A 23,591-nucleotide genomic window follows, 5' to 3' on the forward strand; every position below is an offset into this window, starting at 1 on the left:
CTCGAAATCATTTCTTTGGGATGGTTTCAAGAGAAAACATGTCCAACTATAATACACAATAAAAAATATCAGGAGGTTTTATTTATGAAATATGGTGTTGCAATTTTCCCTTCAAAAAAACTTCAAGATTTAGCTAACTCCTATCGCAAACGGTATGATACGAAATATGCTTTCATACCACCGCATCTAACGCTTAAACCAACGTTCGAAGCGACGGATATGGAAATTTCAACAATCGCGGAACAATTAAAAGGCATCGCTCAAAAGTGCAGGCCTTTTACGCTGAGCGTAACGAAAACGAAGTCTTTCCAACCAGTAAGCAATACTATTTATTTCAAAGTAGAATTATCCGAAGGACTCCAAGAGCTGCATGATGCACTTAACAATGAGGATTTCATAAAAAGTGAAAGTGAACATGCATTTGTCCCGCATATTACGATCGCTCAAGATTTATCCGATAATGAGCATTCTGATGTTTTAGGCCAATTAAGCATGCTTGACATCAGCCATGAAGAAGAGGTGAAACGAGTTCACTTGCTGTATCAACTTGATGACGGGGCATGGACCGTTTATGAAACATTTAGATTAGGAGCTGAATGATTTCGTGTTTGTAAAAATTGCAGAGAACAGCCAAGAGCTTGAAAATGCATATATGATTCGAAAAAAAGTGTTCGTCCAAGAACAAAACGTCCCTCTTGAAGAAGAGATCGATGAATATGAAAAAGAATCTACACATTTCGTTTTATATGATGAGCAGCATCAGCCAATCGGTGCCGGCCGCTTCAGGGTCATTGACAACATCGGTAAAGTACAGCGCATTTGTGTACTATCATCGGGCCGTAAGAATGGTGCCGGGGCCATGATCATGAATGCTATTGAGGAATACGCAATCCAGCAGGAAGTGCCTCAATTGAAGCTTGATTCCCAAGTGCACGCTATCCCTTTTTATTCAAAATTAGGGTATGAGATCGTTTCCGACGAATTCATGGATGCTGGCATTCCTCATAAAACGATGAAGAAAACCATTTTATGATATGAAAAAGCTGTCCTTTCAGTCTTCTGATTGGACAGCTTTTTTTGTTCGTTCATGGATTTAAATTATCGTTTTATGAAAAAAACCATTTCCGTTCAATGGCAATCTCCTCAAAAATACATAGTCTATATATAGAAAGCAAGAAGGAGGGAAAATTTTATGGGTAACAATGATTTTAACCTGGAGGAGTCTCAAAAAAGACTGATGGAACTGCTGGTTTCGAGGACTATGAGAAAACATGGTTTCAAAAAGGAAAAGGTCGATCTAACTGAAAAAGAGAGAAACAACCTTAAAGAAACCGTGCGTTATTTACAAGAGCAATCACTAAAAATCATAAACCAAGAAAAGAACATCACGGAACATGATGTTAATCCAGTTACAAATTCCATTCACAACAAATTCACGGATTCCAAAGATAAATGATGCACCATATCACCTAATCACCCTACTTGCTGGCGAGAAATAAGTAAACCGAGTCATAGCAGCACTTACATTTCATTCCTAAAGCTCCAGCTTCTTTATTGTTCATCCCCCACACACTAATACTTTCTCTAAGTATTTAAAAAATAGACGAATGAACTGATTTATTCGTCCAACCCGATTAACCAGCAAAGCATATTTTAATAGGGAATAAAACCTAAGGAGGAAAAAACAACATGAACCAAAATGTATATCGTAGCAACTGTAACACACATGATGACTCTGAAAGGTCATGGTCGGCTCTAGATTCAGCTTCCAGACATCCCCTTTCAGGATTCTGTAACGACGATGACACAAAGATTGACCAAGATGCGAAACAGGATAATAATCAAGTTCAGCTTTCTGAAGAACTTATTTACATTAAAGATTCTTGTAATGTAAATATCACTTCAACGGATGTTAAAGCGGCCCTATCACTACAAGCTGCTCTACAAGCTGCAATTGCGGTCATCGTAAGCATTTCCATTGCAGATGCTGATAATGCTGAAAAGATCACTCAAGAATTAATCCAATCTTCTAATGTTAAACAAATCACGCGCCAAAAAACAATTGTTGAAAACAGCCGTGATATCGACATTACAACAACTGATGCACAAATCGCTCTAAACATCCAACTTTTATTGCAACTATTGTTAGCTCTAATCGTGGAAATAGACATTCTTTAAGAAATCAACACAAAAAGGACACTTCACGTGTCCTCTTTTGTCTTTCTGGAGGAACTAGACAATTTCGTTGATGAATCTGCCTTTTCCCGTCATTCCAGCCGTTAAATCTTCACTGGCGCTCATGCCCATTTTATATTGATATGTGCCTGCTCCATATGCACATACCCGATCATTATCTTGAATTTGATGTAATCCTTCAACGCTTTCCCTTTCCCTTTCCAACACCTGATCAAAACGGATGGGTTGAATGGGTGTCGTTCCTTTAACAATTCTTACTTTCCCTGCAGCTTCGACAGTCCGGTTGGCATATTGAATATAATCAAATTGTGTGACAGGTGCTATATATCCCATACTAACCCTCCTTATATTGAAATAGTTATATTGTCATTTAATTACCCTGCCGGAACAATATTTAAACATGATTTCCGCATTCTTTTTTCCTGATCTTCTGGTATGATGAGTATTGCCGATATTTTTAATAGATTAGAGGTATCCATTTATATGAATCAAGCAAAATCTGGCAATGAAATCGTACATTTACATACCGTTTCAGCTGGTGAGCTGCAGACACTTTTTGAAAAAGGAAAACGTGATCAGCTTTCTTGTATCATTTGTCATAAACCAGTGAAATTATTTATTGGAATCCATGAAACGCCTTATTTTTATCATAGTGATCCATCGCAGGTACCCTGTGACATGCCAATTTCAGAACCAATAAATAAGGAAAACCCATTAGAATACATGGAACAGAATGGATTTAGGATTCCTACATCACGAACCATTACGGAAACGAAAACCATTACCGAACCTTTCCTTAAAAGCCGGCCCATAACCGGCAATCCGAAATATTCAGATAAACCATCTTGCCTTGCACAATCAGAGGAACCATACTTTCAAGAATTAGCCTCATCAGGGGTTGTTCTCGATGCAGAGCAACTAAAGGCGGTAACGACGATCGATGGACCCATCCTAGTCCTTTCAGGAGCAGGCAGCGGGAAAACCCGCGTATTGACGGTACGCACAGCCTACATGCTTACAGTGAAAAAGATTGATCCTAAAAGTATCATGCTTGTAACATTTACGGCGAAATCCGCAAAGGAAATGCAGCAGCGTCTGCTCGGTTATCCCTATATGACTCCTTCCCTTGTTTCTCAAATCGTTAGCGGGACCTTTCATAGCATCTTTTATAAAATCCTGATTTTCCATGAACCAGCCAAATGGCAGCGTGATTTCCTATTGAAGTGGGAGTGGGAAAAAGAAAAGGTATTGAAACAGGCTGGCAGGGAATTGGAACTTGATGAGAAGGAATTTGCATATGATCAAGCCCTTCAACAAATTGGGCTTTGGAAAAACTCATTGGCCTTTCCAGAAGATATCCAACCTAAGGACGATTGGGAGAAATCGTGTTTATTTTTATATAAGAAATATGAAGAATATAAACAGCAAACAGGGAAGTATGATTTTGATGATATGCTTGTAGGCTGTTATGTATTTTTAAAAAACCACCCGGATTTTTTAAAGAAATATCAGCAAAGGTTTAACTATTTTTTGGTAGATGAGTTTCAGGATATTAATAAAGTTCAATATGAATTGATAAAACTCCTCTCTGCTGAATCAAAAAATGTATGTGCAGTTGGAGATGATGATCAATCGATCTATTCATTCCGTGGAAGCGATCCGAAGTATATTTTGAATTTCAATCATGATTTCCCTCGCTCCCAAGTTGTGAAGCTGACGGAGAATTACCGCTCTTCCCATGAAATTGTCGCTACAGCGAACCGCTTGATCAAGCGCAACCAGAACCGGATGGAGAAAAAGATGAGGGCACAGCATGATTCAGGAAATCCCCCTGTTTTATTTTATCCTTATGATGAGGAATTGGAAGCAACGATGATCGTATCCGATATCCAGGAGAAAATATCCAAGGGAGCAAACCCTGGGGACTTTGCAGTATTGTACAGGACACACACGATGTCCAGGGCCATTTTTGAACGGCTAGCCGCTTCCAATCTGCCATTCGTCATTGAAAAGGATGCGGATTCGTTTTATCAGCGCAAGGTCATTCGCGGCATGCTTGCCTTTATGCGCTTGAGTTTGTTCCCGCATGACAGCAAGGCAGCATCCGATGTCCTTTCCTCCTTATTCTTAAAGCAAAGTATATTACAGGAGTTAAAAGCAATGACAATATTGCAGGATTGTGATTTCATCGATGCATTTGCTTTCGTTAAGACTGGACATGCTTTTCAAGAACGAAAATTAAAAACGATTCCGGGACAGATCCGATCTTTAAAAATCATGTCGCCACTCGTAGCGTTAGAAATCATCGAGAAAGATTTGGGATACCAGGAATATGTAAAAAAACGCGGTAATGATGCGAACCTGGAAAAAGGGTCCGATGACATCCGTGACTTAAAGGTGGCGGCAAATCGTTTCCCGACCGTCGCCGCTTTCCTTGAACATGTCGATCATATGACCGCGATGGTGCAAGAGATTAAACAGCTATCGAAACACTTTAAGGATGCCATACAGCTTACCACCATACATCGTTCCAAAGGGCTTGAATATCAAACCGTATATGTCCTTGCTGCTGTCGATGGCAGCATTCCTCATGATTTCGCACTTGAATCTTACCGCAAAGGGGAACTATCCCCTCTTGAAGAGGAAAGACGATTGCTCTATGTGGCGGCAACCAGGGCTAAAAAGGACCTTTACCTTTCCATCCTGCAAACTAGACGCGGACGGACCGCCCATCCATCACGCTTCCTGAAGCTTTGACCAAAAGGTGATGCTATAAAGCTTGCAAATACTGTTTTAAATAAAAAAACTGCAGGCAAGCTCGCTTTTTTTCGAGTTTGGCTGCAGTCTGAAGGCCTGCATGATAGCAGGCCTTTTTTCACTTTTTATTTATCATATTGGATATCGTCCCGAAATCGAGTTTATTCCCTTCCGCTACGATGGAATGAACGATTTTATCTTCCGTTTCCTTATTGACCGGTTTATTCGCTATTTTTGAAACGCGCTTAATGACGTTTCTAACCGTTGTTTCATCTTTGAAGTTGGCTCCTTGCAGCGAGTTTGCCAATTCTAATACATCTTTCATATTTACGCCGGTTTTACCTTCTATGTTTTTAAAAAAGTTATTATCCATACTTAAGCCCCTCCCTTTTCTGTACCTATCCTATGGCATTATCAGAAAAAAGTGCTAGGCCCAACAAAAAAAATAAAAGGAATAGGCTTCTTCTGCCTATTCCTTTTATGCCTTAGCAGAAAGAAGCCCCTACAATGATCAATAGGATAAACAATACAACGATTATCGCGAAAGTAGATCCGCCGCCGTATCCTCCGCCGTATCCATAACCGCTGCCGCCACAACAACCGTAGCCACCAAAACCAAACATACAATATCACCTCGCTCTCGCTAAAGCTTACTGATAACATATGTAGGTCTGGACAAATATGTATAGGCCATGTCCTATTCGAAGGCTGCCTATTTCGCTTCTTTTACCCTTTTGGCCTGAAAACCAAAGCTCCGATGAATCCAAAGACGATTGCTGCAGAGATACCGGAACTCGTAATCTCAAACATACCTGTCAGTACGCCAACGAGACCATGTTTTTCCGATTCCATCATCGCCCCGGTCACCAGCGAATTCCCAAACGAAACGATCGGTATGGTTGCTCCAGCACCGGCAAAGTCAACAAGCGGTTCATATAAATCAAATCCGGCAAGAACAGCTCCTATTACAACGAACAAGCTTAACGTATGTGCTGGCGTCAGCTTAGCAACATCGAAAAGAAGCTGGCCGACTACACATATCAAGCCACCGATGACAAATGCCCAAAAAAACATTGCTAACATCGAAATCCCTCCTTTTTCATGAATTCATCCCATACTCAATGGCCACCGCATGGGCAATGCACGGAATCGTATCTTTTTGCTGGACGGAAAGCGGCGACAATAATGCTCCTGTTGCGACAAGCAGGATTTTTTTATATTTACCGGAAATCATTTCATTTAATATATGACCGTATAAAACGACTGCCGAACATCCCGCACCGCTCCCGCCAGCCAAAACAGGCTGGTCCTTTTTAAAAATCATCAATCCGCAATCCTTGAATTTTTCCTGATTGATATCACAGCCCTTTTGCTTTAATAAGTCAAGAGCTGTCTCCCTCCCTATTTGACCTAAATCGCCAGTAATGATGAAATCGTAATCATCCGGGGTCAAACCAGTATCTTTAAAATGGGAAAGAATCGTATCGGCGGCCGCCGGGGCCATCGCTCCCCCCATATTGAAAGGATCTTTCAGCCCCATGTCAATGACCTTTCCAATAGTGGCCGAGACAATATGGGGAAATTCCCCTTGCTTGCTTCCATTAGGAGCAACCAGCGCCACCCCCGCTCCTGTTATCGTCCATTGAGCCGTAGGTGGTTTTTGCCCTCCATATTCAGTTGGATAGCGAAATTGTTTTTCAACAGCTGCATTGTGGCTCGATGCACCTGTCAACACATAGTTAGCCCCGCCATAATTAGTGATGAAGGCAGCTAGAGCAAGCCCTTCCATCGATGTGGAACAGGCTCCAAACAAGCCGAAATATGGAATTCCATTGGTTCTGGCTGCAAAGCTTGTCGGTGTAACCTGATTGATTAAATCACCCGCCAAGAAAAATTGTACCTGCTCCTTGTCAATCTTCCCTTTCTCCAATGCAAGCTCTACCGCTTTCTCCATCAAATGTCGATGAGCCTTCTCATATGAATCCTGCTCCATCCACAAATCGTCGTATAGAATATCGAAATCACCCGCGATTTCTCCATTAGCTTCAAATGGCCCTCCTGTTACCCCTGTTTCCAAGATGACCGGTTTATTGGTGAACATCCATGTTTGTTTTCCCTTTAACACCGCTTAGCCCCCAATCATTAGGTAAATCGTTTTTATCAACGCCACGACAAAGGCTGAAAATACTCCAAATAAAATAACGGATCCGGCCAATTTAAACATATTGGATCCAACTCCAAGGACAAAACCTTCCGTCCGATGTTCGATTGCTGCAGAAATGACTGCGTTACCGAACCCCGTAACAGGGACGGCACTCCCTGCCCCCCCAAACTGGCCAATGCGGTCGTAAAACCCGAACCCGGTCATCAAAAGGGCCAGAAACACCATGGTTGCCGTTGTCGGACTTCCGGCTGTCTGCTCCGTAAAGTTGAAAAAATAAATATAGAAGTAGGAAATGGCTTGTCCGACTGCGCAGAATATGCCACCTACCAAAAAGGCTTTCAAACAATTCTTCACTAATGGTCTTTTAATTTCATGCTTCCCTTGAAGCTCTTGATACGCATCCTGTATTGGGGTCGTTTTATCCTTGCCGCTCATGTGTTGAACCTCTCTTCTAAATTAATTCTTTTTGAAGTTCTTCAATTTCCTTGAACTTCTTCCTTGCCTTTTTCTCAGGTACATCTTTTTCCTTGAGTAACTCGTTCAATCTTACAGATTCCAAAAAGATTTTATAATCGCTTGAAACAATAAAATCATTATCGGGAAACCTTTCTTCCAGATGTTCAGTCACAGTCTTTTCAATTTTCTTCATGTGAAAACGTTGTAAGTGCTTAACTTTATAAGCGACGATAATCTTTTTCCCGTTCTTCACGACGATCACGTCATAGATGGTGTCTTCATTAGCAACTGTTTCCTTGACCTTTGAGATCAGTCCCTTTTCATCCTTCTCATCCATTCCATTAATGATATCCATCGGTTCAGGATTCGTACGTTTAATCATTGCTAAATTCTCCGTTTTTCCATCATTCTGATTGCTGCATGCAGTAAGCAGCACACACAAAACAACTATAAAAACCAGCCAGCTTCCTTTAAAATATCTTCCTTGTCTGAACATAGAATCACATCCTAATTTATCGTTCTATTGTTATTTTCTTGTTTAACTGTTTTTTTATGAATGGTAGGATTAGGAAAATAAAAAAACCCTTCCAAAATGGAAAGGTTTTTTTACTCAATAGCCTTTATTTTTATTGTTATTATTACAGCCACAGTCCTTCTTGATTTTGATTGGCTGATCTTTTTTTATCGGTTTGGCATATGCCCATGGATTCTGTTTCTGATTCAATTCATGACTCCTCCTTTAAGATCTATATCATACTATATGAACGAATAGACAAGTTGTTTCCAATCATATGTCCATAATTTTGCTGATTAGGACCTCAATAATCGCTCCTACTGCTGCGACGGCAAGGATTAATATCAGTACGTCGCCTATAAACCAATGTTGGATATAAAGGAAAACCAGAAACAGGCTGACCCAGACACCCACGCACCAAAAACAGCTTAGCAATTGTCCAAACCAGCCAAGCAGGCCCTTTTCCTTGGGCATTAAAAATATTTCCACTTCCCCTTCTTCATTTTTTTCCTCTATCTCTTTAAAAAAGGGGCTGCGCAGCGGCTCCATGATTTTATCGAAAACGATCAAGCGTGTCAGCCTGAAGGAAGCCAAGCCCAATATGATAAATAAGGTAAATTCATTTTGTGGGGGAAACATTTAATATTGCTCCTTCACTTGGATTCTTCAATTATTTTGGCATCGATAATATCCGGCAGACCCACGAAACGGATATGGTTCCCTCTTTTAATCTTCACTGACTCCCCTCTCATTCCCAACACATGAAACCGAAGCGTTTCTCCGTTAATTACAGCCTCACATAATGGTTTCGGAAAACCTTGATGATTGGATAGGCGGGAAATGATGTCCCGGGAAGATTCTTTCTTCTCCACCTTTTTCCTTTTTCTCTTAACTGGCTTTTCGTTTTCCTGTTCTATATGTTCAGGGTGTTCCATTTTTTCAACTGGAGTTTGCTCAGGGACATATTGTTCGGTGATTTTCCTTAATCCCGTAATCTCTTTTTCAATTTCCATCATGGCATCATAAACACCAAATTCGCGTTTGACTTTTTCGATTTTTTCTTCTTTATTCTCGGCTTCTTCCTGAAGTTCCGGCTCAGCGCTGTCTTGAGGTTTAGCTTTTTTCGTTCGAAAATCACTTTGCATATTTCCACGCTGATCTGATATTTTTGCTTGATCGACATACAAAAGTGGTTTGGATTCCTTATCGCCATTTTTCTCTGACATGAAAACCCTCCTTAATATTTCAGAATATCCACGGACTGTAGCTGTTCCATCTGGTATTGGACAACTTTTTTCCCGAATTTATGCCTTATGAACAAACTGGATTCTTTTTTTTGTTCCAATTTCCCGAATAGTGTACGGTCATTGATGATGAACTTACAAACAGGCTTAGGTGCAAAGGCTGGAAGTCGGGACAATAGCTCCACCAATTCCTCGGCGGTATATGAAGTGCTGATATTTTTTTCATTCAAATCAATATGTCTCTTCAGCGGATTGTGTCTGGTTTGTTTTCCAACAGCACAAGGCAGACCAACTTTCTTCACGTCCATGATGCCCCTCCTTCTTTTTTACGAATAGGGTTGAAAGCAGGTTTTTGCCGATTCTCGCAAATAATGAATATCAGCTCTATGTATCATTTATATGAGATTCACCCTTCTTTATGCTGGAGATGTGCCACTCCCCCAAAAAAAGGACATCACCCAATCTTGGATATGTTGGGCATTAGTGGAGAAAACTAATAAATAATGGCTGTTAAAGGAGCTCCGAAGATGAAAAAAAGCGGAAAGATCGATCCTTCCTCATTTACTGCCAAGTGCAAAACGGGTATCTCCATTGCATTTTCAAAATTGAGTGATCCGGATGATAACTCTCATCAAAGTTCATTCATCCTGCCCATCAATCTTAGAGAGATCCATTCCAGAATTAAAAATAACTAAACAATGGACCGGTCAGGATAAAAAGAAGAAGTCATTATTAATGGAAAGTGTAACTATCATTTCCAATAATAAAATAAAAGATTTTCTGCCGAATAACGTCATGAATGGCGGACGATTGGTCAATAAAGATTTCGTTCGTGATAACGTAACCCTTTTCCCCGGAACAAAAAAGGATACATCTGTCATCCTTTACGATAAAAAGACAAAAATCACTCCTAGCAAAGGGAAAAACGGGAAAGTCGTTTTGATGTGGACTTAAAAATAAGGGCAAGTGTGGAATTGATGAAAAATGATATAACGCGTAAAACAATATGAATCAGAAATAAAACGCTCAATCAAGAAAGAGATAAAAAAGACATATCAATATACGCAAAAAAGAGATATCGACCTCTTCAACCTCCCTAAAATACTATCGGAATGGAAATGATACTTGGAAAAGAATTTAGAACAAAGGAATGATCCCCTTGGAAGATGATACGCTCAGATCAATTTGGGTTGAGGTAGAACTTCAAGATACCGGTAAACAAAATTATCTCCTATCTTTGAAGGGCATAGAGACAAAGGAGGTGAAAATCAATAAAAAAGGGGACCGATATCGGCCCCCTACTTTTATTGTCATCCGATTACATGGTAACCGGAATCCACATGGATATTTTCCCCGGTAATTCCGCGGGACATGTCACTTAGTAAAAATACTGCCGTATCCCCTACTTCTTCAGGAGTCGTTGTACGGCGAAGCGGTGCTTCTTCTTCAATCTTCTTTAAAATTGTATTGAAGTCACGAACACCTTTAGCGGATAAAGTACGGATAGGTCCCGCTGAAATAGCATTGACTCGAATGTTATCTTTGCCAAGATCACTTGACAGGTAACGGACATTGGCTTCAAGCGAAGCCTTGGCCACTCCCATTACATTATAATTAGGCATGACCCGTTCACCGCCAAGATACGTCATTGTGACGATGCTGCCACCTTCAGGCATGATTTCCTTCGCTGCTTTAGCTACAGCTGTTAAAGAAAATGAACTGATATTATGGGCAAGCAAGAACCCTTCACGGCTCGTGTTGACGAACTCACCATCCAGCTCTTCCTTGTTAGCGAATGCGACACTGTGTACCACGCCATGAATGATACCTGCTTCTTCCTTAATCGTCGCAAAACATTTATCAATGCTTTCATCCTTCGTTACATCACATTGTAAAATGATGGAGGGCTCCCCTTCCAATGTAGAAGATAATTCCTTAACGCTTTTTTCTGTACGGTCTTTTCCGTAAGTGAAGATCAGCTTTGCACCTACTTTATGTAAGGAACGGGCAACTCCCCATGCAATACTTCTTTTATTCGCAACACCCATTATGACAAACGTTTTTCCCTCTAATGAAAAAGTCATCGTATGTGACCTCCTATTTTTAATACAAGTTATTAGTACCTGCTACTAATTACAGTATATCAAATTTCCTTTGATAAAAAAACCGTTTTCTAAAGTCCTCTGGGAATGACCCTCCAAGAGGGCATTCTTTGACTTATAATAAATAGCCCATTAATAATGTTGCTAATCCGAAATAAATAAGAATACTGATAAGGTCATTTATAGTTGTAATGAAAGGACCTGAAGCTACTGCTGGATCGATTTTCATTTTATGCATGAGAAGCGGGACGATTGAACCGGCAAGTGTGGCAACGATTAGAGTTATGAAAATCGAAATACCGACTAATAATCCCAGTATTAAATCATTTTGCCAAAAATAGACGATAAAAATGATGGCAATTCCGCATGTCAGGCCAATAATAAGGCCAGTTCCAGCCTCTCGAAGGACTAGTTTCCACTTGCTTTCCTGTTCTAATTCACCTGTTGCGATCCCTCTGACCGCTACTGCCAATGCTTGTGTTCCTGTATTTCCAGCCATTCCGCCAATCAATGGAATAAATACAGCCAGAATCGCTTTTTGGCTTAGTGTCTCTTCGAATCGGCCGATCAAACTCGCAGTCAGCAAGCCTAAGAACAAGAGGATGACCAACCATGGCAGCCGTTTTTTTGCAGCTGAAAATGGACTCTTATCAACATGATCAAGATCAGATATACCTGCCAATTTAGAATAATCATCGGATGCCTCTTCATCCATGACATCAATGATATCATCAACCGTAATAATCCCTAACAAATGGTTTTGGAAATCGACGACCGGCACGGCAAGGAAATTATAGTCCCTTATTTTTCGTGCCACCTCTTCCTGGTCTTCAGATACAGGTACCGAAACTACCCTGTCATCCATTAAATCACCGATTAAAGCATCTTCATCTGCAATGATCAATGTCCTGAGCGATAAAACACCAAGCAGCTTCTTATCCTGATCGGTAACGAAAACATAATATATCGTTTCCGCATCCGGAGCTTCCCTTTTTAAGATCTGCATGGCTGATCGAGCCGTTTCATTTGCTTCTATGGCAATGAACTCTGTCGTCATGATACTTCCTGCCGTAGATTCCTCATAATTCAGAAGCCCCTGGATTTCACTTGCGGCTTCATCATCCATGATGGTCAAATAGCTGACGGCCTGCTCATCATTGATTTCATTCAGGACGTCAGCAGCATCATCCGCATACATATGGGAAAGCATTTCGGCTGCGTAAGAAGGATTCATTTCAGCCAACAGGCTTTCGTAATCCTCTTCATCTATTTCTATATTTTCAAAAAGGTCCGCCATTTCTTCCGGTGACAAATATGTGTAAACGACGGATCTGAATTCATCTGACAAGCTTGTATAAAATTGAGCCTGATCATAAGGATGCATTTCAAGGAACTCCGTACGAAACTGATCTAGATTTTCCGTTTTAAGCGCTTCAAGCAAAAACTCGTTATCCACTTGACTACTCTCCCGCTCCCGGTCCTTCATCTCCTCCATAACCATACACCTCCTAAAACATATTTTTTCATTTCCTCGGTTTATATTTTATTTTTTAAATAATACTATACTAATACCATAAACATATACAAAACAAACAAAGGATGTGTCAAATGAACATCGATATCATAGGGGACATTCATGGATGTTTCGCTGAATTCAGGCAGCTGACCGAAAAAATGGGCTATACATGGGAGACTGGGTTTCCTGTACATCCCTCTGGAAGGATCCTCGGCTTTGTAGGGGATTTAACCGATCGCGGCCCCAATTCCCTGCAAGTGATCGAGGTTGTCCATGAATTAGTCATTAACCAAAATATAGCAAGGTATGCCCCAGGTAACCACTGCAATAAATTGTATCGTTATTTTTCAGGCAATAAAGTCCAAATATCACATGGTTTGGAGACTACTGTAGCTGAATACGAATCACTGAACAGTCGGGAGCAGAAAAAAATCCGAAAAAAATTCATGGATCTGTATGAACGTTCCCCACTTTACCAACTCATTGATGAAGGGCGATTGATCATTGCCCATGCAGGAATTCGCAGTGACTATATTGGTCAATATAGCAGTAAAGTAAAAACCTTTGTCCTCTATGGTGATATAAATGGCTCCAAACATCCGGATGGGTCTCCGGTCAGGAAGGACTGGGCCAAATCATACAAAGGGGAAACTTGGATCGTATATGGACACACACCTGTCCCTGAAGCTAGACGAGTCAATCATACATACAATATTGATACAGGCTGCGTCTTCGGTGGAAAACTGACGGCTGTCCGTTATCCCGAAATGGATCTTCAAGAGGTGCCTTCAACGATGCCATATATAGCTGAAAAATTCAGGACATCTTTTGATTAACCAAAAAAACTCGCCATCCTGGTGAGTTTTTTTGCGTCTATGGATTTTTTCATAATCTTGAATCATTCGTTTTAATGTGCCCCGTTATAAAGTCAGGAATCCCATCCTTTACTTCCCTCGAGCAAACGGGTCATATCTTCTGGCAATTCTTCTTGAAACAACATCATCTTCTTTGTGAAAGGATGTAAAAATTTCAACTCAAAACAATGCAGGGCTTGGCGAGGGATACCTCTCCTGTTCCCTCCATATAAATCATCACCAGCCAGCGGGTGACCAATATGCGCCATATGGACCCTGATTTGATGTGTACGCCCTGTTCGCAATTCCAAATTAAGGAATGTATGGGACTCTGTGTGTGCCAATACCTTAAATAGGGTACAGGCATGCCGGCCATCCTCCCTGACTTCCCGTTCAATGATGCTTGTCGATTTTCGTCCGATTGGCGCGACTATCTCCCCTACAGGTCCTTCAACGATACCTTCAGCTATGGCTTGGTATCTCCGTTTAACCTGTCCTGATTTTTGCTGTTCACTTAAAAGGTGATGGATATGCCGGTGCTTGGCAACTAAAACCAGACCCGATGTGTCCCGGTCAAGACGTGTAACTATATGGATCGTCGCCTGTACTCCCGTCTCCCTATAATAACCCGCCAAGCCATTCGCCAGACTGCCGTTGGGATGCTCGCGGGAAGGAATGGTATTCATGAAAGGGGGCTTGGCCACCACCAATACAAAGTCATCTTCATACCTGACATCCAGTGGGATGGGTTCCGGTAAAAGGCCTTCGCTAGCCTGCTCCGGCGGGAATATGACGGTGACGGTGTCGCCTGTTTCAATCCGTTCCCTAACGGTTACTTCTTCGCCGTTCAACCGGATATATCCACCTTTAAACTTAATATCCGTTAATGCTCGTTTTGAAATATCGCATTTGCTGAGAAACTCTCGCAATAAAGAGCCAGAATCCTCTTCAAAAACCGACCAGGTCAAAGAAAAGTTTTGATTTGACATGAGGTGAGTCTATCTCCTTAATTAGCAATAAATGAATCATGCACTCTTTTCCAGAAAGGAAAAGGGCGGAATCTGGCAAATCGGATCTTTTCATCTGCCACTCGGCACTGTATCGACTTTACATTCTCCTGAAGCAAGGACAAATGGTCGACAGTAATTTGAAAATTGACCGCATTTACCGGCCTGAACATGCATGTATGATGTGCCGGCAGCAGAAGTGGAGATCCTACCGTTCTAAATACCCGGTTATTAATGGATGCCAATTCGGTAATCTGGATGGCATCGATTGATGGATGGACGATGGCCCCGCCAAGCGCCTTATTATACGCAGTGCTTCCAGATGGCGTCGCAATGCATAAACCATCTCCACGGAACGTCTCGAAATGCTGGCCGCGTATTTCAACGTCCATTACGAGCGTACCTTCAACACTTTTGACTGTCGATTCATTCAAAGCCAAAAATCTGGCTTCCCGTCCTCCATGCTGATAACGGACAATCGTTTCGAGCAGTGGATATTCCACTATTTGAAATGGGGTTTTCGCTAAAGCTATCACCAATTTTTCGATTTCATCAGGGGTCCAATCTGCATAAAACCCAAGATGTCCTGTATGTACACCAACAAAGGCGGTTTTATCCAATCGATTCTTATAACGGTGAAAAGCATATAATAAAGTGCCATCACCACCGACAGAAATGACAATATCCGGCTGATCTTCGTCATATTCCAAATGAAAGTCCTGGAGATATGTTCGCATCCTTTGCATTAAAGTATTCGATTTAGCATCTCCTTTTGACGTAATCGCAAATTTCATGTAATCCCACCTTCAATTTAGACTTCTTCTCGTTTTCCCATTTATGCGTTCAAGAATCTTTCTTCCTGGAAAAAAGACGCTGTGCTTCCTGGATTTCCGTACGGATTTGCGACATTTCTGCATCGAGCAGGAAGGCCGCTTCAGCTGCGCGTTTGAGCCGCAGTTGAATATCTTCCGGGAAAATGCCTTTATATTTATAATTCAAAGAATGTTCAATCGTCGCCCAAAAATTCATCGCAAGAGTCCTGATTTGAATTTCGGCAAGGATATTCTTTTCGCCATGTATCGTCTGGACCGGATAGCGGATTACAACATGATAAGATCGATAACCGCTTGCTTTTTTATGGGAAATATAATTCCTCTCCTCGACTATCTCGAAGTCATTGCGACCTCGTAATAGTTCAACTACCTGTTCGATATCATCCACGAACTGGCACATCATGCGAAGCCCTGCAATATCCTGAATTTCAGTTCCCAATTTATCAATGGGAATGTCCTTTAGGCTCGCCTTATCCAATATGCTGACAATCGGCTTTACCCTGCCTGTTACAAATTCGATCGGTGAGTGAATATTCTCTCTCTCAAACTGTTTCCTTAAACCCTTTAGCTTAACCTTTAATTCTTCGACAGCCTGAGTATAAGGCGCCAAGAAATCGTCCCAACTCTCCATTGCCACACCACCTATATCTATCTAAAAAGCGCCTGTTCAACTCTGGTATGGGCAGAACGCTCTCCTGAATCCAGAAGTCACATGACTTATGCAAAATTCACCACTGGATCCTATTAAATCTTTCCCTAGCAAAAAGTATGTATTAAATTTCTATATATACGATGATTCATTCTCGTGCTCAACGTTTATATTTTATCATATCCTGCAATTGATTCCTAAATATTCAAGTACAATAGCAAAAAATTATTGAATTCAATTTGACAGCTGGAATGGTTCTTATATGATTAACCTAAGAATCAGCCAGAAAGGAAGGTAACACATGAACCAGCATATTGAAATTGAATTTAAAAACCTCTTAAACGAAAAAGAATTTCGCCAACTGATCGACTACTTTCATGTCGGGGCATCGAAGTTTAAAACACAGAAAAACCATTACTTCGATACACCTGGATTCTCTTTGAAAAAGCAAGACTCTGCACTTAGGATCAGGGAGAAAAACGGGCATTACGAGCTGACTTTAAAACAGCCAGCTACAGAAGGATTATTGGAAACGAATCAGGATATTCCTGAAGAAACTGCATATGCGTTCCTGAAACAAAACATATTCCCTGATGGCGGGATCCGACATCTTATCCTCGAATGCGGAATTGATCCAAAAGACTTTATATGCTTCGGGACACTAAAGACAGACCGTTTTGAATTTCCTTACAAAGAGGGTTTAATCGTTTTAGATCATAGTTCGTATTTGAATCAGGAAGATTTTGAGCTTGAATATGAAGTGACGGATGCAAAAGCCGGGAAAAAAAATTTCCTGGCCCTCCTTGAAACCCTTCAAATTCCGGTAAGGGAAACCGAAAATAAAGTTAAGAGGTTTTATCGTGCCAAATTCCAGGAATAATCCTGTTTGAACCCATTCGGAGGTGGAGAGTTTGAAAATCCAAGATTTCAAAACGTTTATGGAATTGCAGGCAATCCAGCAATTCACGAACGACAACATCAAAAATACAAATTCATCTCGATCCGTTTTCCAGGACATGCTTTCGTCGCTGGTTTCGGGTGATGCTCTGGAAGGCACTTCACAGACATTGGGTTCTTTATTATCCAATGTGGAAGCGGAAACGAAGTCCTTTCTTCAGCCCGGCAGCCTGACATACATGAACATCAACCCGATATCCACTGCCCATGCTAACAATCAGAGCAGCGAAACCGAAACAAACTATGATCATATCATCAGCCAGGCGGCAAGTTTATATAATCTCCCGGAAAAACTGATTAAGTCTGTCATTAAACAAGAATCGAACTTCAACCCTGAAGCCACCAGTTATGCGGGTGCAACTGGCCTTATGCAGTTAATGCCAGCAACTGCAAAAAGCCTTGGGGTGGATGATGCAACCGATCCAGAACAAAACATCATGGGCGGGAGTAAATATTTAAGTCAAATGATGGCACGTTATGACGGGGACATCCAGGTTGCCCTTGCTGCTTATAATGCAGGACCAGGAAATGTCGATAAATATAACGGCATCCCGCCTTTTAGAGAAACTCAGAACTATGTTCAAAAAGTTTTTGGCACATTTTCAAGCTAAAGCAAGCTGACCCTGTTTGTTCATGACGGGTCAGTTTTTTCATGTCTATATATGCTTCTTCCACGCACCCCGAGCAAATGGTAAAGCTCCCCAAAAGCCTTCATTTTCAACCATTCCCCTGTGTCATACTACAGATGTAAAATTTTCTTTAAGCTATATATTTGTTATATCAGTACGTCATTGATAAAATATGAATAAATATCAACCATCTTTCTTTAAAAGGAGTAATCAACATGATGCAAGGGAACCCTACACCATATGAATTAATTGGAGAAGGGCAATTACACAAATTAATTGATGTGTTTTACTCCAACGTTAGTCAACACCCGGATCTGCAGCCAATATTCCCTGACGATTTAACTGAAACGGTCCGTAAGCAAAAACAATTCATGACTCAATATTTAGGGGGTCCCTCTTTATATACCGAAGAGCATGGCCATCCTATGTTGCGGGCTCGACATATACCTTTTGAAATTACACCAGAACGTGCGAAAGCCTGGCTCTCATGCATGTATCAAGCCATGGACGAAGTTGGCCTTGAAGGTGAGATTAGGGAGTTTTTCTATCACCGCCTCTATTTGACGGCACAGCATATGATCAATACATCCGGAACTGACGGGAAAGGAGAAGACAGTTGAGCGCACAAAAACCAGTTTTCAATATTTCCGATTGGATCAAGACGCAGCATTGCTATGATATAGGAAAAAAGCCAATTGAAATTTATGTTTTTGTTGATCCGCTTTGTCCCGAATGCTGGGGCTTAGAACCAATTATTAGGAAATTACAGATAGAATATGGCCAATTGTTCAGTTTACGCCATGTTTTAAGCGGTAAAATCGATTCTCTTAATATGGGGAAAAATAAAAATTATGAAAACATTGCTCAAGTTTGGGAAAAGACAGCCAGCCGCTCGGGAATGTCCTGTGACGGGAGCCTTTGGTCTGAAAACCCAATTTCTTCTCCATATACAGCTTCCATCGCAATAAAAGCCGCGGAATTGCAGGGCCGTAAATTGGCCATTCGCTTTTTAAGGCAGCTTCAAGAATATGTATTCATAGGTAAAAAGGATATATCCAATATCGAAGTCTTGACCGAATGTGCCAAAATGGTTGGACTGGATGTTGAGGAATTCCTTTATGACATCAATTCTTCCAGTGCAGCCAAAGGCTTTCAATGTGACATGAAAATCACAAGTGAAATGGAAGTGACTGAAATACCTTCCCTTGTCTTTTTCAATCAAAATATTGAAGAAGAGGGAATAAAGGTTTCAGGTGTCTATTCTTACGAGGTATATGTTCAAATTTTAGAAGATATGCTGAATGGTCTTCCAGCCCCTGCACCCCCTCCCTCTCTCGAAGAATTTTTAAGCTGTTTCAAACTAGTGGCCACAAAGGAGATTGAAACGGTTTATAATATGAGTAAGAATAACGTCGAGTTGGAAATGAAAAAGCTTGTTTTAAAACAGTTGGCAGAGAAAATTCCTGCTAAATACGGAACTTTTTGGAGATATACAAAGAAGCAGTCATGAATTTGGCTGCTTCTTAGTTATAAAAAGGAAAAACCATGCAAATCAAAAGATTGCATGGTTTTTTTATTTAGAAATAAGGGGATGGGAGAAATTTTACACGATCAAACAAAGGGGTATAAGTTTGTTTGTGATTCACTTCACAATATATAATATAACAGATAACCCTTTTACGTTTCAACTATATGTGTAACTTTTCACAAATTGTTCACAATATATATTTTTTCATCTTTTATTATCCCTGCTGGTATATATAGCTAAATAAGAGCCAATTTTAATTTAAAGCCTTAAGTGTTTTTGATATCTGATATAGCTTGGAATGAACTAATTGTGAAATATATCACAATAATAAACTAATTCATTTCTTTTTATAACTTCATCTTTCGTTACTTTTGTTACTACCGTTACCATTTTAATCTTTTTACATTTCATTCAAATGAAAAACCCCAGCAAATCGCGAAATTTGCTGAGGTTTTCATCTATTTATACGATTAAGGGGATGGGAGAAATTTCACGACGAACAAACAAAGGGGTATATGTTTGGGATGTGATAACTTCTATATCTGTACTATAGCAGATTATACACCTTATTTGCAAGAACTTTGTGCGCAACTTCACATTATTGTCATATTCTTAGAATACTGCTTATTCTAAAACATACTATCTAATAAAGAGCAGATGAGTTTTTACTGCTGCCAGGTTGGAGGTGACCAAATTGAAAGGCTTTATTCTACTCATACTCTTGATAGGGTCGCTATTTGTCCAGCTACTCGGTATCATGGACCTCATTCCTCTGTATTTTACCTCCCCTATTCTATTTTTTGCTTTCTTCATAATTCTTCATAGTTTAAATCAGAGAAATCGTTTTAAAGGATTATGACGGACATCGATATAAAGATGAAAAGGACCCGAAGTGTTCGGGTCCTTTTCACATCCTATTTTTTCAAAAGTTCTTCCAACTCATTTAATTTTTCTTCGAATACATTCATGGCTTCTTGTACAGGCTCGGCTTTTGTCATATCTACGCCGGCCTTTTTGAGTACTTCAATCGGATAATCGGAACTTCCTGACTTCAAGAACTCCAGATACCTTTCGACAGCCGGCTCTCCTTCTTCAAGGATTTGCTTGCTCAATGCTGTTGCTGCACTGATTCCAGTTGCATATTGATAAACATAGTAATTATAGTAGAAGTGTGGAATACGAGCCCATTCCAAACCGATTTCTTCATCAATCGTCACGTTCTCGCCAAAGTATTTCTTGTTCAGCTCATAATATTCCTTAGTGAGCATATCCGCTGTCAACGCTTCCCCATTTTGAGCTTTTAAATGAATGGTATGTTCGAACTCTGCAAACATCGTTTGTCGGAACAATGTGCCACGGAAACCTTCCAGGTAATGGTTCAGTAAATAGATGCGTTTCTTTTCATCTTCGATTGAATTCAGTAAATAATCATTCAACAGGTTTTCATTACAAGTCGATGCAACTTCCGCTACAAATATTGAATAATTCCCGTATGGATATGGCTGATGTTTCCGTGTATAGTAGCTATGGACCGAATGCCCAAACTCATGAACGAGCGTGAATAAGTTATTGACGTTATTTTGCCAGTTCATCAGAATATAAGGGTTCGTCCCGTATGTACCCGAAGAATAGGCACCGCTTCGTTTCCCTTTGTTTTCATGCACATCGACCCAACGGTTTTCAAATCCCTCTTTCAAAACGTTCAAATAGTCCTCCCCAAGCGGAGCAAGGCCTTTAAGGACATAATCTTTGGCCTCGTCATATGTCACTTCCATCTTCACTTCTTTAACAAGAGGAGTGAATAGATCATACATATGAAGTTCATCTAATTCCAGTACTTTTTTACGTAAATCAAGATAACGGTGCAGTAATGGCAAGTTGTCGTTGACCGTTTTAACGAGATTATCGTATACGGTCTCAGGAATGTTATTATTACTTAACGCCGCTTGGCGTGCTGATTCATATTTTCGAACCGTGGCATTGAAGTTGTGGTTTTTCACCTCACCTGACAGGGTTGAAGCAAATGTATTACGGAACTCCCCGTACTTGCTGTATACCCCTTTAAATGCCTCCTCACGTACACGGCGATCTTCACTCTCAAGAAACCTGATATACCTTCCGTGAGTAATTTCGACTTCATTTCCCTCTTCATCCTTGATGGTCGGGAATTTCAGGTCGGCATTGTTAAGCATACCGAAAGTATTGCCCGATGCATCGAGTACTTCTGATGCCTGCGCCAATAATTCTTCCTGCTCTGCTGATAAGATATGGGGTCTCTGAAGATTGATTTCCTCTAAAGAATGTTTATATAATTTCAATTCTTCTTTTTCTTCCAAAAACCCTTCCACTTTGCTTTCGTCAATACTCAATAGTTCAGGAACCATGTATGAAAACGCAGCCGCTGCCTGGGCGTATAAAGCTTTTGCCCGATCCTCCATCCCTTGATAAAAAGGATTGGTTGTATCTTGATCATTGCGCATATGTGAATAAGAATAAACTTTGCCTAGCTTCTCGAAAACCTCATCTTGAAGTTGAAGGGCCGCAAATAGCTTTTCTGCGCTTTCCCCCAACGTCCCTTTATGTGCCTCCGCTTTCTTGAGGTCTTCCTTTACCGTTTTGAAGGCAGCTTCCCAATCTTCCTCGGTTGCGAAGATATCTTCCAGTCTCCAAGTATCTTCAGGAGCTATTTCGCTTCTTGAAGGTAATGTATTCGCTTTTGTTTCCTGTGCCATAAAAAATTCCTCCCCATTCTATAGAAACTTGCCATTGGGCTGACTCATTAATCCGATTGAACACTGCAATGCTTCATTCTGCGTTCATTCTTTCTTAACGTTTTTGATTCCCAGTTCTTATTACTATTTCTCCATTTACAAAAATAATCCTGCCATTTCATCTGAATTCAAGATAAATAGAGATGTCATCACTGATTATACTGGATATTCCCCTTTTCAATCATCAATTTATGCTTTTCATAGAAATCTTTTTCCAAAATTTGAGCTTGATCACTTGTGACGGGAAGAGTAATTTCCTTTTCAACTTTAAAAACCCCTTCTTCCAGCTTTGATAGATAACCCAATTGCTCCAAAATCCTGATATATTGACCTATAGGATACTCGATGGTTTTTTCATGAAGCAATGGCAACGATCTGAACTTTATTTCCCCTTTTTTTGAACGCTTTCTAAAAATGTGGATAATATCAGCCATAGAAATCTTTTCCCCTGTTCTTTTTCCTTGAAACACCTCCATGTATAACCATGCCTGCCATTCTATTGAGGCAGTTTCGATCAACAGCATCCCTCTGACGGGAACACCCACTTCAATTGGAAGTGTCGCAGGTGATATATGATGTAAATATAGCGCTTCGAAAAAAGGATCGCGTCTGCGTGCTGTTTTCACTCGATGGAGGGACCAGCCATTTCGTTTATATCTCCATACAGGGAGAAAAGGGAAACGGAAGCAGTTCTGGGGCAATGCCCGACTAGGGGGAAGGAGCTTGAAAGAAGCTGTTGTCAATTCGGCAAAGACGGTTCTAGGGGTAAAAGGAGTGAGGTTTTTCAATACTGATAAATGATCAGTTTCCGGACAATACAACCAAAGAAACGGATGATGGAAGCTGCCGGTGACGAAGAGCCATTGGAAGCGGGATAAACTGAATTCATAAAAGCCTTTCCTTTTTAAGCTTTTTGCAGCGAGGATCCAGATTGGCTTGATGCCTATGCTTTGATAGGCTCTTGACCTTTCCATGAATTCCACCTCGGGAATAACTGAGCATTGAAATTCTATCGCATAGCGATTACTTCCTATCCTAACTAAAATATCAGCCCTTTTCTTAATTTCGGGAAGGTAGGCTTCTAGATCCACTTGATAACCATGTGATAAAAACCACTGAAACAATTTTCTTTTTCCCATTAAATGATAGGCAGATTCCGGTTCTGAAGAAGCACCGCATGAAGAACTATTTTTATGGGCGAAATGCGGAACCCTTACGTTTCCCGCTTTGATGGTCAATTCCATCTTGCAGCATGGACAGTAATAATCTGCTGATTTTCTCCACTCATCAATCATGTTTGCCGGTATCTTTTCAGGAAGGGTAATCCAAGCCCCATCTTTATTTATCGCAGTTAGCATACATCTCCTCCTCATCCACTACATTCGCCTGCTTCGCTTAGGATTCCTTTTAATGT

At 40.6% G+C, this 23,591-nt stretch carries 29 protein-coding genes; 12 read left to right on the plus strand and 17 right to left on the minus strand.

Annotated elements, in window-relative coordinates; translation table 11 throughout:
- Positions 1–84 precede the first annotated feature (84 nt).
- The 4 genes from ACIQYG_RS06505 to ACIQYG_RS06520 all read left to right on the plus strand — a co-directional run bounded on the left by ACIQYG_RS06505 (position 85) and on the right by ACIQYG_RS06520 (position 2,178).
- Entirely contained in the window at positions 85–600 is a 516-nt protein-coding gene (locus ACIQYG_RS06505; RefSeq protein WP_402836415.1) for a YjcG family protein, read from the plus strand.
- Positions 601–604: 4 nt separating this feature from the next.
- Positions 605–1,033: a GNAT family N-acetyltransferase gene (locus tag ACIQYG_RS06510; RefSeq protein ID WP_141993164.1), complete on the plus strand. Its 429-nt coding sequence runs from the start codon at positions 605–607 to the stop codon at positions 1,031–1,033.
- Between the two features lie 159 nt (positions 1,034–1,192).
- Entirely contained in the window at positions 1,193–1,456 is a 264-nt protein-coding gene (locus tag ACIQYG_RS06515; protein ID WP_402836417.1) for a hypothetical protein, read from the plus strand.
- 233 nt (positions 1,457–1,689) lie between these two features.
- On the plus strand, positions 1,690–2,178 hold the full coding sequence (locus ACIQYG_RS06520) for a spore coat protein (RefSeq protein ID WP_367406946.1): 489 nt from the start codon (positions 1,690–1,692) through the stop codon (positions 2,176–2,178).
- Positions 2,179–2,232: 54 nt separating this feature from the next.
- Here ACIQYG_RS06520 and ACIQYG_RS06525 read toward each other — a convergent pair whose 3' ends face one another.
- The gene (locus ACIQYG_RS06525) at positions 2,233–2,529 is read right to left on the minus strand and encodes a hypothetical protein (protein WP_402836419.1); all 297 of its coding nucleotides are present in this window, start codon (positions 2,527–2,529) and stop codon (positions 2,233–2,235) included.
- Positions 2,530–2,679: 150 nt separating this feature from the next.
- Here ACIQYG_RS06525 and ACIQYG_RS06530 point away from each other — a divergent pair, with 150 nt between their 5' ends.
- The gene (locus ACIQYG_RS06530; RefSeq protein WP_402836421.1) at positions 2,680–4,953 is read left to right on the plus strand and encodes an ATP-dependent helicase; all 2,274 of its coding nucleotides are present in this window, start codon (positions 2,680–2,682) and stop codon (positions 4,951–4,953) included.
- 118 nt (positions 4,954–5,071) lie between these two features.
- Here ACIQYG_RS06530 and spoVIF read toward each other — a convergent pair whose 3' ends face one another.
- The 9 genes from spoVIF to ACIQYG_RS06575 all read right to left on the minus strand — a co-directional run bounded on the left by spoVIF (position 5,072) and on the right by ACIQYG_RS06575 (position 9,639).
- Complete coding sequence (spoVIF, locus tag ACIQYG_RS06535) at positions 5,072–5,326, minus strand: sporulation-specific transcription regulator SpoVIF (RefSeq protein WP_034314458.1); 255 nt, start codon at positions 5,324–5,326, stop codon at positions 5,072–5,074.
- 112 nt (positions 5,327–5,438) lie between these two features.
- Positions 5,439–5,576, minus strand: a complete 138-nt coding sequence (locus ACIQYG_RS06540) for a YjcZ family sporulation protein (RefSeq protein ID WP_402836423.1) — start codon at positions 5,574–5,576, stop codon at positions 5,439–5,441.
- A 103-nt stretch (positions 5,577–5,679) separates the two neighbouring features.
- A complete protein-coding gene (spoVAE, locus tag ACIQYG_RS06545) occupies positions 5,680–6,036 on the minus strand; it encodes a stage V sporulation protein AE (RefSeq protein ID WP_402836424.1) in 357 nt (118 codons plus the stop codon).
- A gap of 16 nt (positions 6,037–6,052) precedes the next feature.
- A complete protein-coding gene (gene spoVAD, locus ACIQYG_RS06550) occupies positions 6,053–7,078 on the minus strand; it encodes a stage V sporulation protein AD (protein ID WP_402836425.1) in 1,026 nt (341 codons plus the stop codon).
- A gap of 3 nt (positions 7,079–7,081) precedes the next feature.
- Positions 7,082–7,552: a stage V sporulation protein AC gene (gene spoVAC / locus ACIQYG_RS06555; protein ID WP_402836427.1), complete on the minus strand. Its 471-nt coding sequence runs from the start codon at positions 7,550–7,552 to the stop codon at positions 7,082–7,084.
- Between the two features lie 16 nt (positions 7,553–7,568).
- A complete protein-coding gene (locus tag ACIQYG_RS06560) occupies positions 7,569–8,069 on the minus strand; it encodes a YhcN/YlaJ family sporulation lipoprotein (protein ID WP_402836429.1) in 501 nt (166 codons plus the stop codon).
- Between the two features lie 291 nt (positions 8,070–8,360).
- Positions 8,361–8,726, minus strand: coding sequence for a DUF1360 domain-containing protein (locus ACIQYG_RS06565; RefSeq protein WP_402836430.1), 366 nt, complete (start codon positions 8,724–8,726; stop codon positions 8,361–8,363).
- 14 nt (positions 8,727–8,740) lie between these two features.
- Positions 8,741–9,313, minus strand: coding sequence for a hypothetical protein (locus ACIQYG_RS06570; protein WP_402836431.1), 573 nt, complete (start codon positions 9,311–9,313; stop codon positions 8,741–8,743).
- 11 nt (positions 9,314–9,324) lie between these two features.
- Complete coding sequence (locus tag ACIQYG_RS06575; RefSeq protein ID WP_402836433.1) at positions 9,325–9,639, minus strand: hypothetical protein; 315 nt, start codon at positions 9,637–9,639, stop codon at positions 9,325–9,327.
- 219 nt (positions 9,640–9,858) lie between these two features.
- On the opposite strand from ACIQYG_RS06575, the gene ACIQYG_RS06580 reads away from it, so the two are divergent.
- Positions 9,859–10,026, plus strand: a complete 168-nt coding sequence (locus ACIQYG_RS06580) for a hypothetical protein (RefSeq protein ID WP_402836434.1) — start codon at positions 9,859–9,861, stop codon at positions 10,024–10,026.
- Positions 10,027–10,066: 40 nt separating this feature from the next.
- Positions 10,067–10,285: a hypothetical protein gene (locus ACIQYG_RS06585; protein WP_402836436.1), complete on the plus strand. Its 219-nt coding sequence runs from the start codon at positions 10,067–10,069 to the stop codon at positions 10,283–10,285.
- Between the two features lie 356 nt (positions 10,286–10,641).
- Here the strand turns inward: ACIQYG_RS06585 and fabI are convergent, their stop codons facing one another.
- Both fabI and mgtE read right to left on the minus strand, forming a co-directional pair.
- Entirely contained in the window at positions 10,642–11,415 is a 774-nt protein-coding gene (fabI, locus tag ACIQYG_RS06590; RefSeq protein WP_402836438.1) for an enoyl-ACP reductase FabI, read from the minus strand.
- Between the two features lie 133 nt (positions 11,416–11,548).
- The gene (gene mgtE, locus ACIQYG_RS06595) at positions 11,549–12,919 is read right to left on the minus strand and encodes a magnesium transporter (protein WP_402837152.1); all 1,371 of its coding nucleotides are present in this window, start codon (positions 12,917–12,919) and stop codon (positions 11,549–11,551) included.
- A 122-nt stretch (positions 12,920–13,041) separates the two neighbouring features.
- Between mgtE and prpE the strand changes: the two genes are divergently transcribed.
- A complete protein-coding gene (gene prpE, locus ACIQYG_RS06600; RefSeq protein WP_402836440.1) occupies positions 13,042–13,785 on the plus strand; it encodes a bis(5'-nucleosyl)-tetraphosphatase PrpE in 744 nt (247 codons plus the stop codon).
- A gap of 92 nt (positions 13,786–13,877) precedes the next feature.
- Here prpE and ACIQYG_RS06605 read toward each other — a convergent pair whose 3' ends face one another.
- Genes ACIQYG_RS06605 through yjbM form a run of 3 tightly spaced genes read right to left on the minus strand, consistent with a single transcriptional unit; the run spans position 13,878 to position 16,274 of the window.
- Entirely contained in the window at positions 13,878–14,792 is a 915-nt protein-coding gene (locus ACIQYG_RS06605) for an RluA family pseudouridine synthase (RefSeq protein WP_402836442.1), read from the minus strand.
- 17 nt (positions 14,793–14,809) lie between these two features.
- Positions 14,810–15,604 (minus strand): NAD kinase, encoded by a 795-nt coding sequence (locus ACIQYG_RS06610; RefSeq protein ID WP_053534153.1) that lies wholly within the window; start codon positions 15,602–15,604, stop codon positions 14,810–14,812.
- Between the two features lie 49 nt (positions 15,605–15,653).
- Positions 15,654–16,274 (minus strand): GTP diphosphokinase, encoded by a 621-nt coding sequence (gene yjbM, locus ACIQYG_RS06615; RefSeq protein ID WP_034314484.1) that lies wholly within the window; start codon positions 16,272–16,274, stop codon positions 15,654–15,656.
- A 319-nt stretch (positions 16,275–16,593) separates the two neighbouring features.
- Here yjbM and ACIQYG_RS06620 point away from each other — a divergent pair, with 319 nt between their 5' ends.
- From ACIQYG_RS06620 to ACIQYG_RS06635, 4 genes are all read left to right on the plus strand, one after another.
- Positions 16,594–17,172 carry a CYTH domain-containing protein gene (locus ACIQYG_RS06620; protein WP_402836444.1) on the plus strand — a complete coding sequence of 193 codons (579 nt, stop codon included), beginning with the start codon at positions 16,594–16,596 and terminating at the stop codon, positions 17,170–17,172.
- A 22-nt stretch (positions 17,173–17,194) separates the two neighbouring features.
- Positions 17,195–17,860 (plus strand): lytic transglycosylase domain-containing protein, encoded by a 666-nt coding sequence (locus ACIQYG_RS06625; protein WP_483878385.1) that lies wholly within the window; start codon positions 17,195–17,197, stop codon positions 17,858–17,860.
- A 233-nt stretch (positions 17,861–18,093) separates the two neighbouring features.
- On the plus strand, positions 18,094–18,498 hold the full coding sequence (locus tag ACIQYG_RS06630) for a globin domain-containing protein (RefSeq protein ID WP_053534150.1): 405 nt from the start codon (positions 18,094–18,096) through the stop codon (positions 18,496–18,498).
- On the plus strand, positions 18,495–19,388 hold the full coding sequence (locus tag ACIQYG_RS06635) for a ClpXP adapter SpxH family protein (RefSeq protein ID WP_402836449.1): 894 nt from the start codon (positions 18,495–18,497) through the stop codon (positions 19,386–19,388). Before ACIQYG_RS06630 ends, ACIQYG_RS06635 begins: the two co-directional genes overlap by 4 nt.
- Before the next feature lie 932 nt (positions 19,389–20,320).
- Here the strand turns inward: ACIQYG_RS06635 and pepF are convergent.
- Positions 20,321–22,138, minus strand: a complete 1,818-nt coding sequence (gene pepF / locus ACIQYG_RS06640; protein WP_402836451.1) for an oligoendopeptidase F — start codon at positions 22,136–22,138, stop codon at positions 20,321–20,323.
- A gap of 188 nt (positions 22,139–22,326) precedes the next feature.
- Positions 22,327–23,535 (minus strand): competence protein CoiA, encoded by a 1,209-nt coding sequence (locus ACIQYG_RS06645; RefSeq protein ID WP_402836453.1) that lies wholly within the window; start codon positions 23,533–23,535, stop codon positions 22,327–22,329.
- Positions 23,536–23,591: the final 56 nt, after the last annotated feature.

Origin of the sequence: Peribacillus sp. NPDC096622 (assembly GCF_044762665.1) — a bacterium.
Classification (GTDB): Bacteria; Bacillota; Bacilli; order Bacillales; family DSM-1321; genus Peribacillus; species Peribacillus frigoritolerans_B.

What these genes read in the sequence shown, in the direction of transcription:
- ACIQYG_RS06505 (WP_402836415.1), top strand. Translation starts at nt 85, where the DNA reads ATGAAATATGGTGTTGCAATTTTCCCTTCAAAAAAACTTCAAGATTTA.
- ACIQYG_RS06515 (WP_402836417.1), top strand. Translation starts at nt 1,193, where the DNA reads ATGGGTAACAATGATTTTAACCTGGAGGAGTCTCAAAAAAGACTGATG.
- ACIQYG_RS06520 (WP_367406946.1), top strand. Translation starts at nt 1,690, where the DNA reads ATGAACCAAAATGTATATCGTAGCAACTGTAACACACATGATGACTCT.
- ACIQYG_RS06525 (WP_402836419.1), bottom strand. Translation starts at nt 2,529, where the DNA reads ATGGGATATATAGCACCTGTCACACAATTTGATTATATTCAATATGCC.
- ACIQYG_RS06530 (WP_402836421.1), top strand. Translation starts at nt 2,680, where the DNA reads ATGAATCAAGCAAAATCTGGCAATGAAATCGTACATTTACATACCGTT.
- spoVIF (WP_034314458.1), bottom strand. Translation starts at nt 5,326, where the DNA reads ATGGATAATAACTTTTTTAAAAACATAGAAGGTAAAACCGGCGTAAAT.
- ACIQYG_RS06540 (WP_402836423.1), bottom strand. Translation starts at nt 5,576, where the DNA reads ATGTTTGGTTTTGGTGGCTACGGTTGTTGTGGCGGCAGCGGTTATGGA.
- spoVAE (WP_402836424.1), bottom strand. Translation starts at nt 6,036, where the DNA reads ATGTTAGCAATGTTTTTTTGGGCATTTGTCATCGGTGGCTTGATATGT.
- spoVAC (WP_402836427.1), bottom strand. Translation starts at nt 7,552, where the DNA reads ATGAGCGGCAAGGATAAAACGACCCCAATACAGGATGCGTATCAAGAG.
- ACIQYG_RS06560 (WP_402836429.1), bottom strand. Translation starts at nt 8,069, where the DNA reads ATGTTCAGACAAGGAAGATATTTTAAAGGAAGCTGGCTGGTTTTTATA.
- ACIQYG_RS06565 (WP_402836430.1), bottom strand. Translation starts at nt 8,726, where the DNA reads ATGTTTCCCCCACAAAATGAATTTACCTTATTTATCATATTGGGCTTG.
- ACIQYG_RS06570 (WP_402836431.1), bottom strand. Translation starts at nt 9,313, where the DNA reads ATGTCAGAGAAAAATGGCGATAAGGAATCCAAACCACTTTTGTATGTC.
- ACIQYG_RS06575 (WP_402836433.1), bottom strand. Translation starts at nt 9,639, where the DNA reads ATGGACGTGAAGAAAGTTGGTCTGCCTTGTGCTGTTGGAAAACAAACC.
- ACIQYG_RS06580 (WP_402836434.1), top strand. Translation starts at nt 9,859, where the DNA reads ATGAAAAAAAGCGGAAAGATCGATCCTTCCTCATTTACTGCCAAGTGC.
- ACIQYG_RS06585 (WP_402836436.1), top strand. Translation starts at nt 10,067, where the DNA reads ATGGAAAGTGTAACTATCATTTCCAATAATAAAATAAAAGATTTTCTG.
- fabI (WP_402836438.1), bottom strand. Translation starts at nt 11,415, where the DNA reads ATGACTTTTTCATTAGAGGGAAAAACGTTTGTCATAATGGGTGTTGCG.
- mgtE (WP_402837152.1), bottom strand. Translation starts at nt 12,919, where the DNA reads ATGAAGGACCGGGAGCGGGAGAGTAGTCAAGTGGATAACGAGTTTTTG.
- prpE (WP_402836440.1), top strand. Translation starts at nt 13,042, where the DNA reads ATGAACATCGATATCATAGGGGACATTCATGGATGTTTCGCTGAATTC.
- ACIQYG_RS06605 (WP_402836442.1), bottom strand. Translation starts at nt 14,792, where the DNA reads ATGTCAAATCAAAACTTTTCTTTGACCTGGTCGGTTTTTGAAGAGGAT.
- ACIQYG_RS06610 (WP_053534153.1), bottom strand. Translation starts at nt 15,604, where the DNA reads ATGAAATTTGCGATTACGTCAAAAGGAGATGCTAAATCGAATACTTTA.
- yjbM (WP_034314484.1), bottom strand. Translation starts at nt 16,274, where the DNA reads ATGGAGAGTTGGGACGATTTCTTGGCGCCTTATACTCAGGCTGTCGAA.
- ACIQYG_RS06620 (WP_402836444.1), top strand. Translation starts at nt 16,594, where the DNA reads ATGAACCAGCATATTGAAATTGAATTTAAAAACCTCTTAAACGAAAAA.
- ACIQYG_RS06630 (WP_053534150.1), top strand. Translation starts at nt 18,094, where the DNA reads ATGATGCAAGGGAACCCTACACCATATGAATTAATTGGAGAAGGGCAA.
- pepF (WP_402836451.1), bottom strand. Translation starts at nt 22,138, where the DNA reads ATGGCACAGGAAACAAAAGCGAATACATTACCTTCAAGAAGCGAAATA.
- ACIQYG_RS06645 (WP_402836453.1), bottom strand. Translation starts at nt 23,535, where the DNA reads ATGCTAACTGCGATAAATAAAGATGGGGCTTGGATTACCCTTCCTGAA.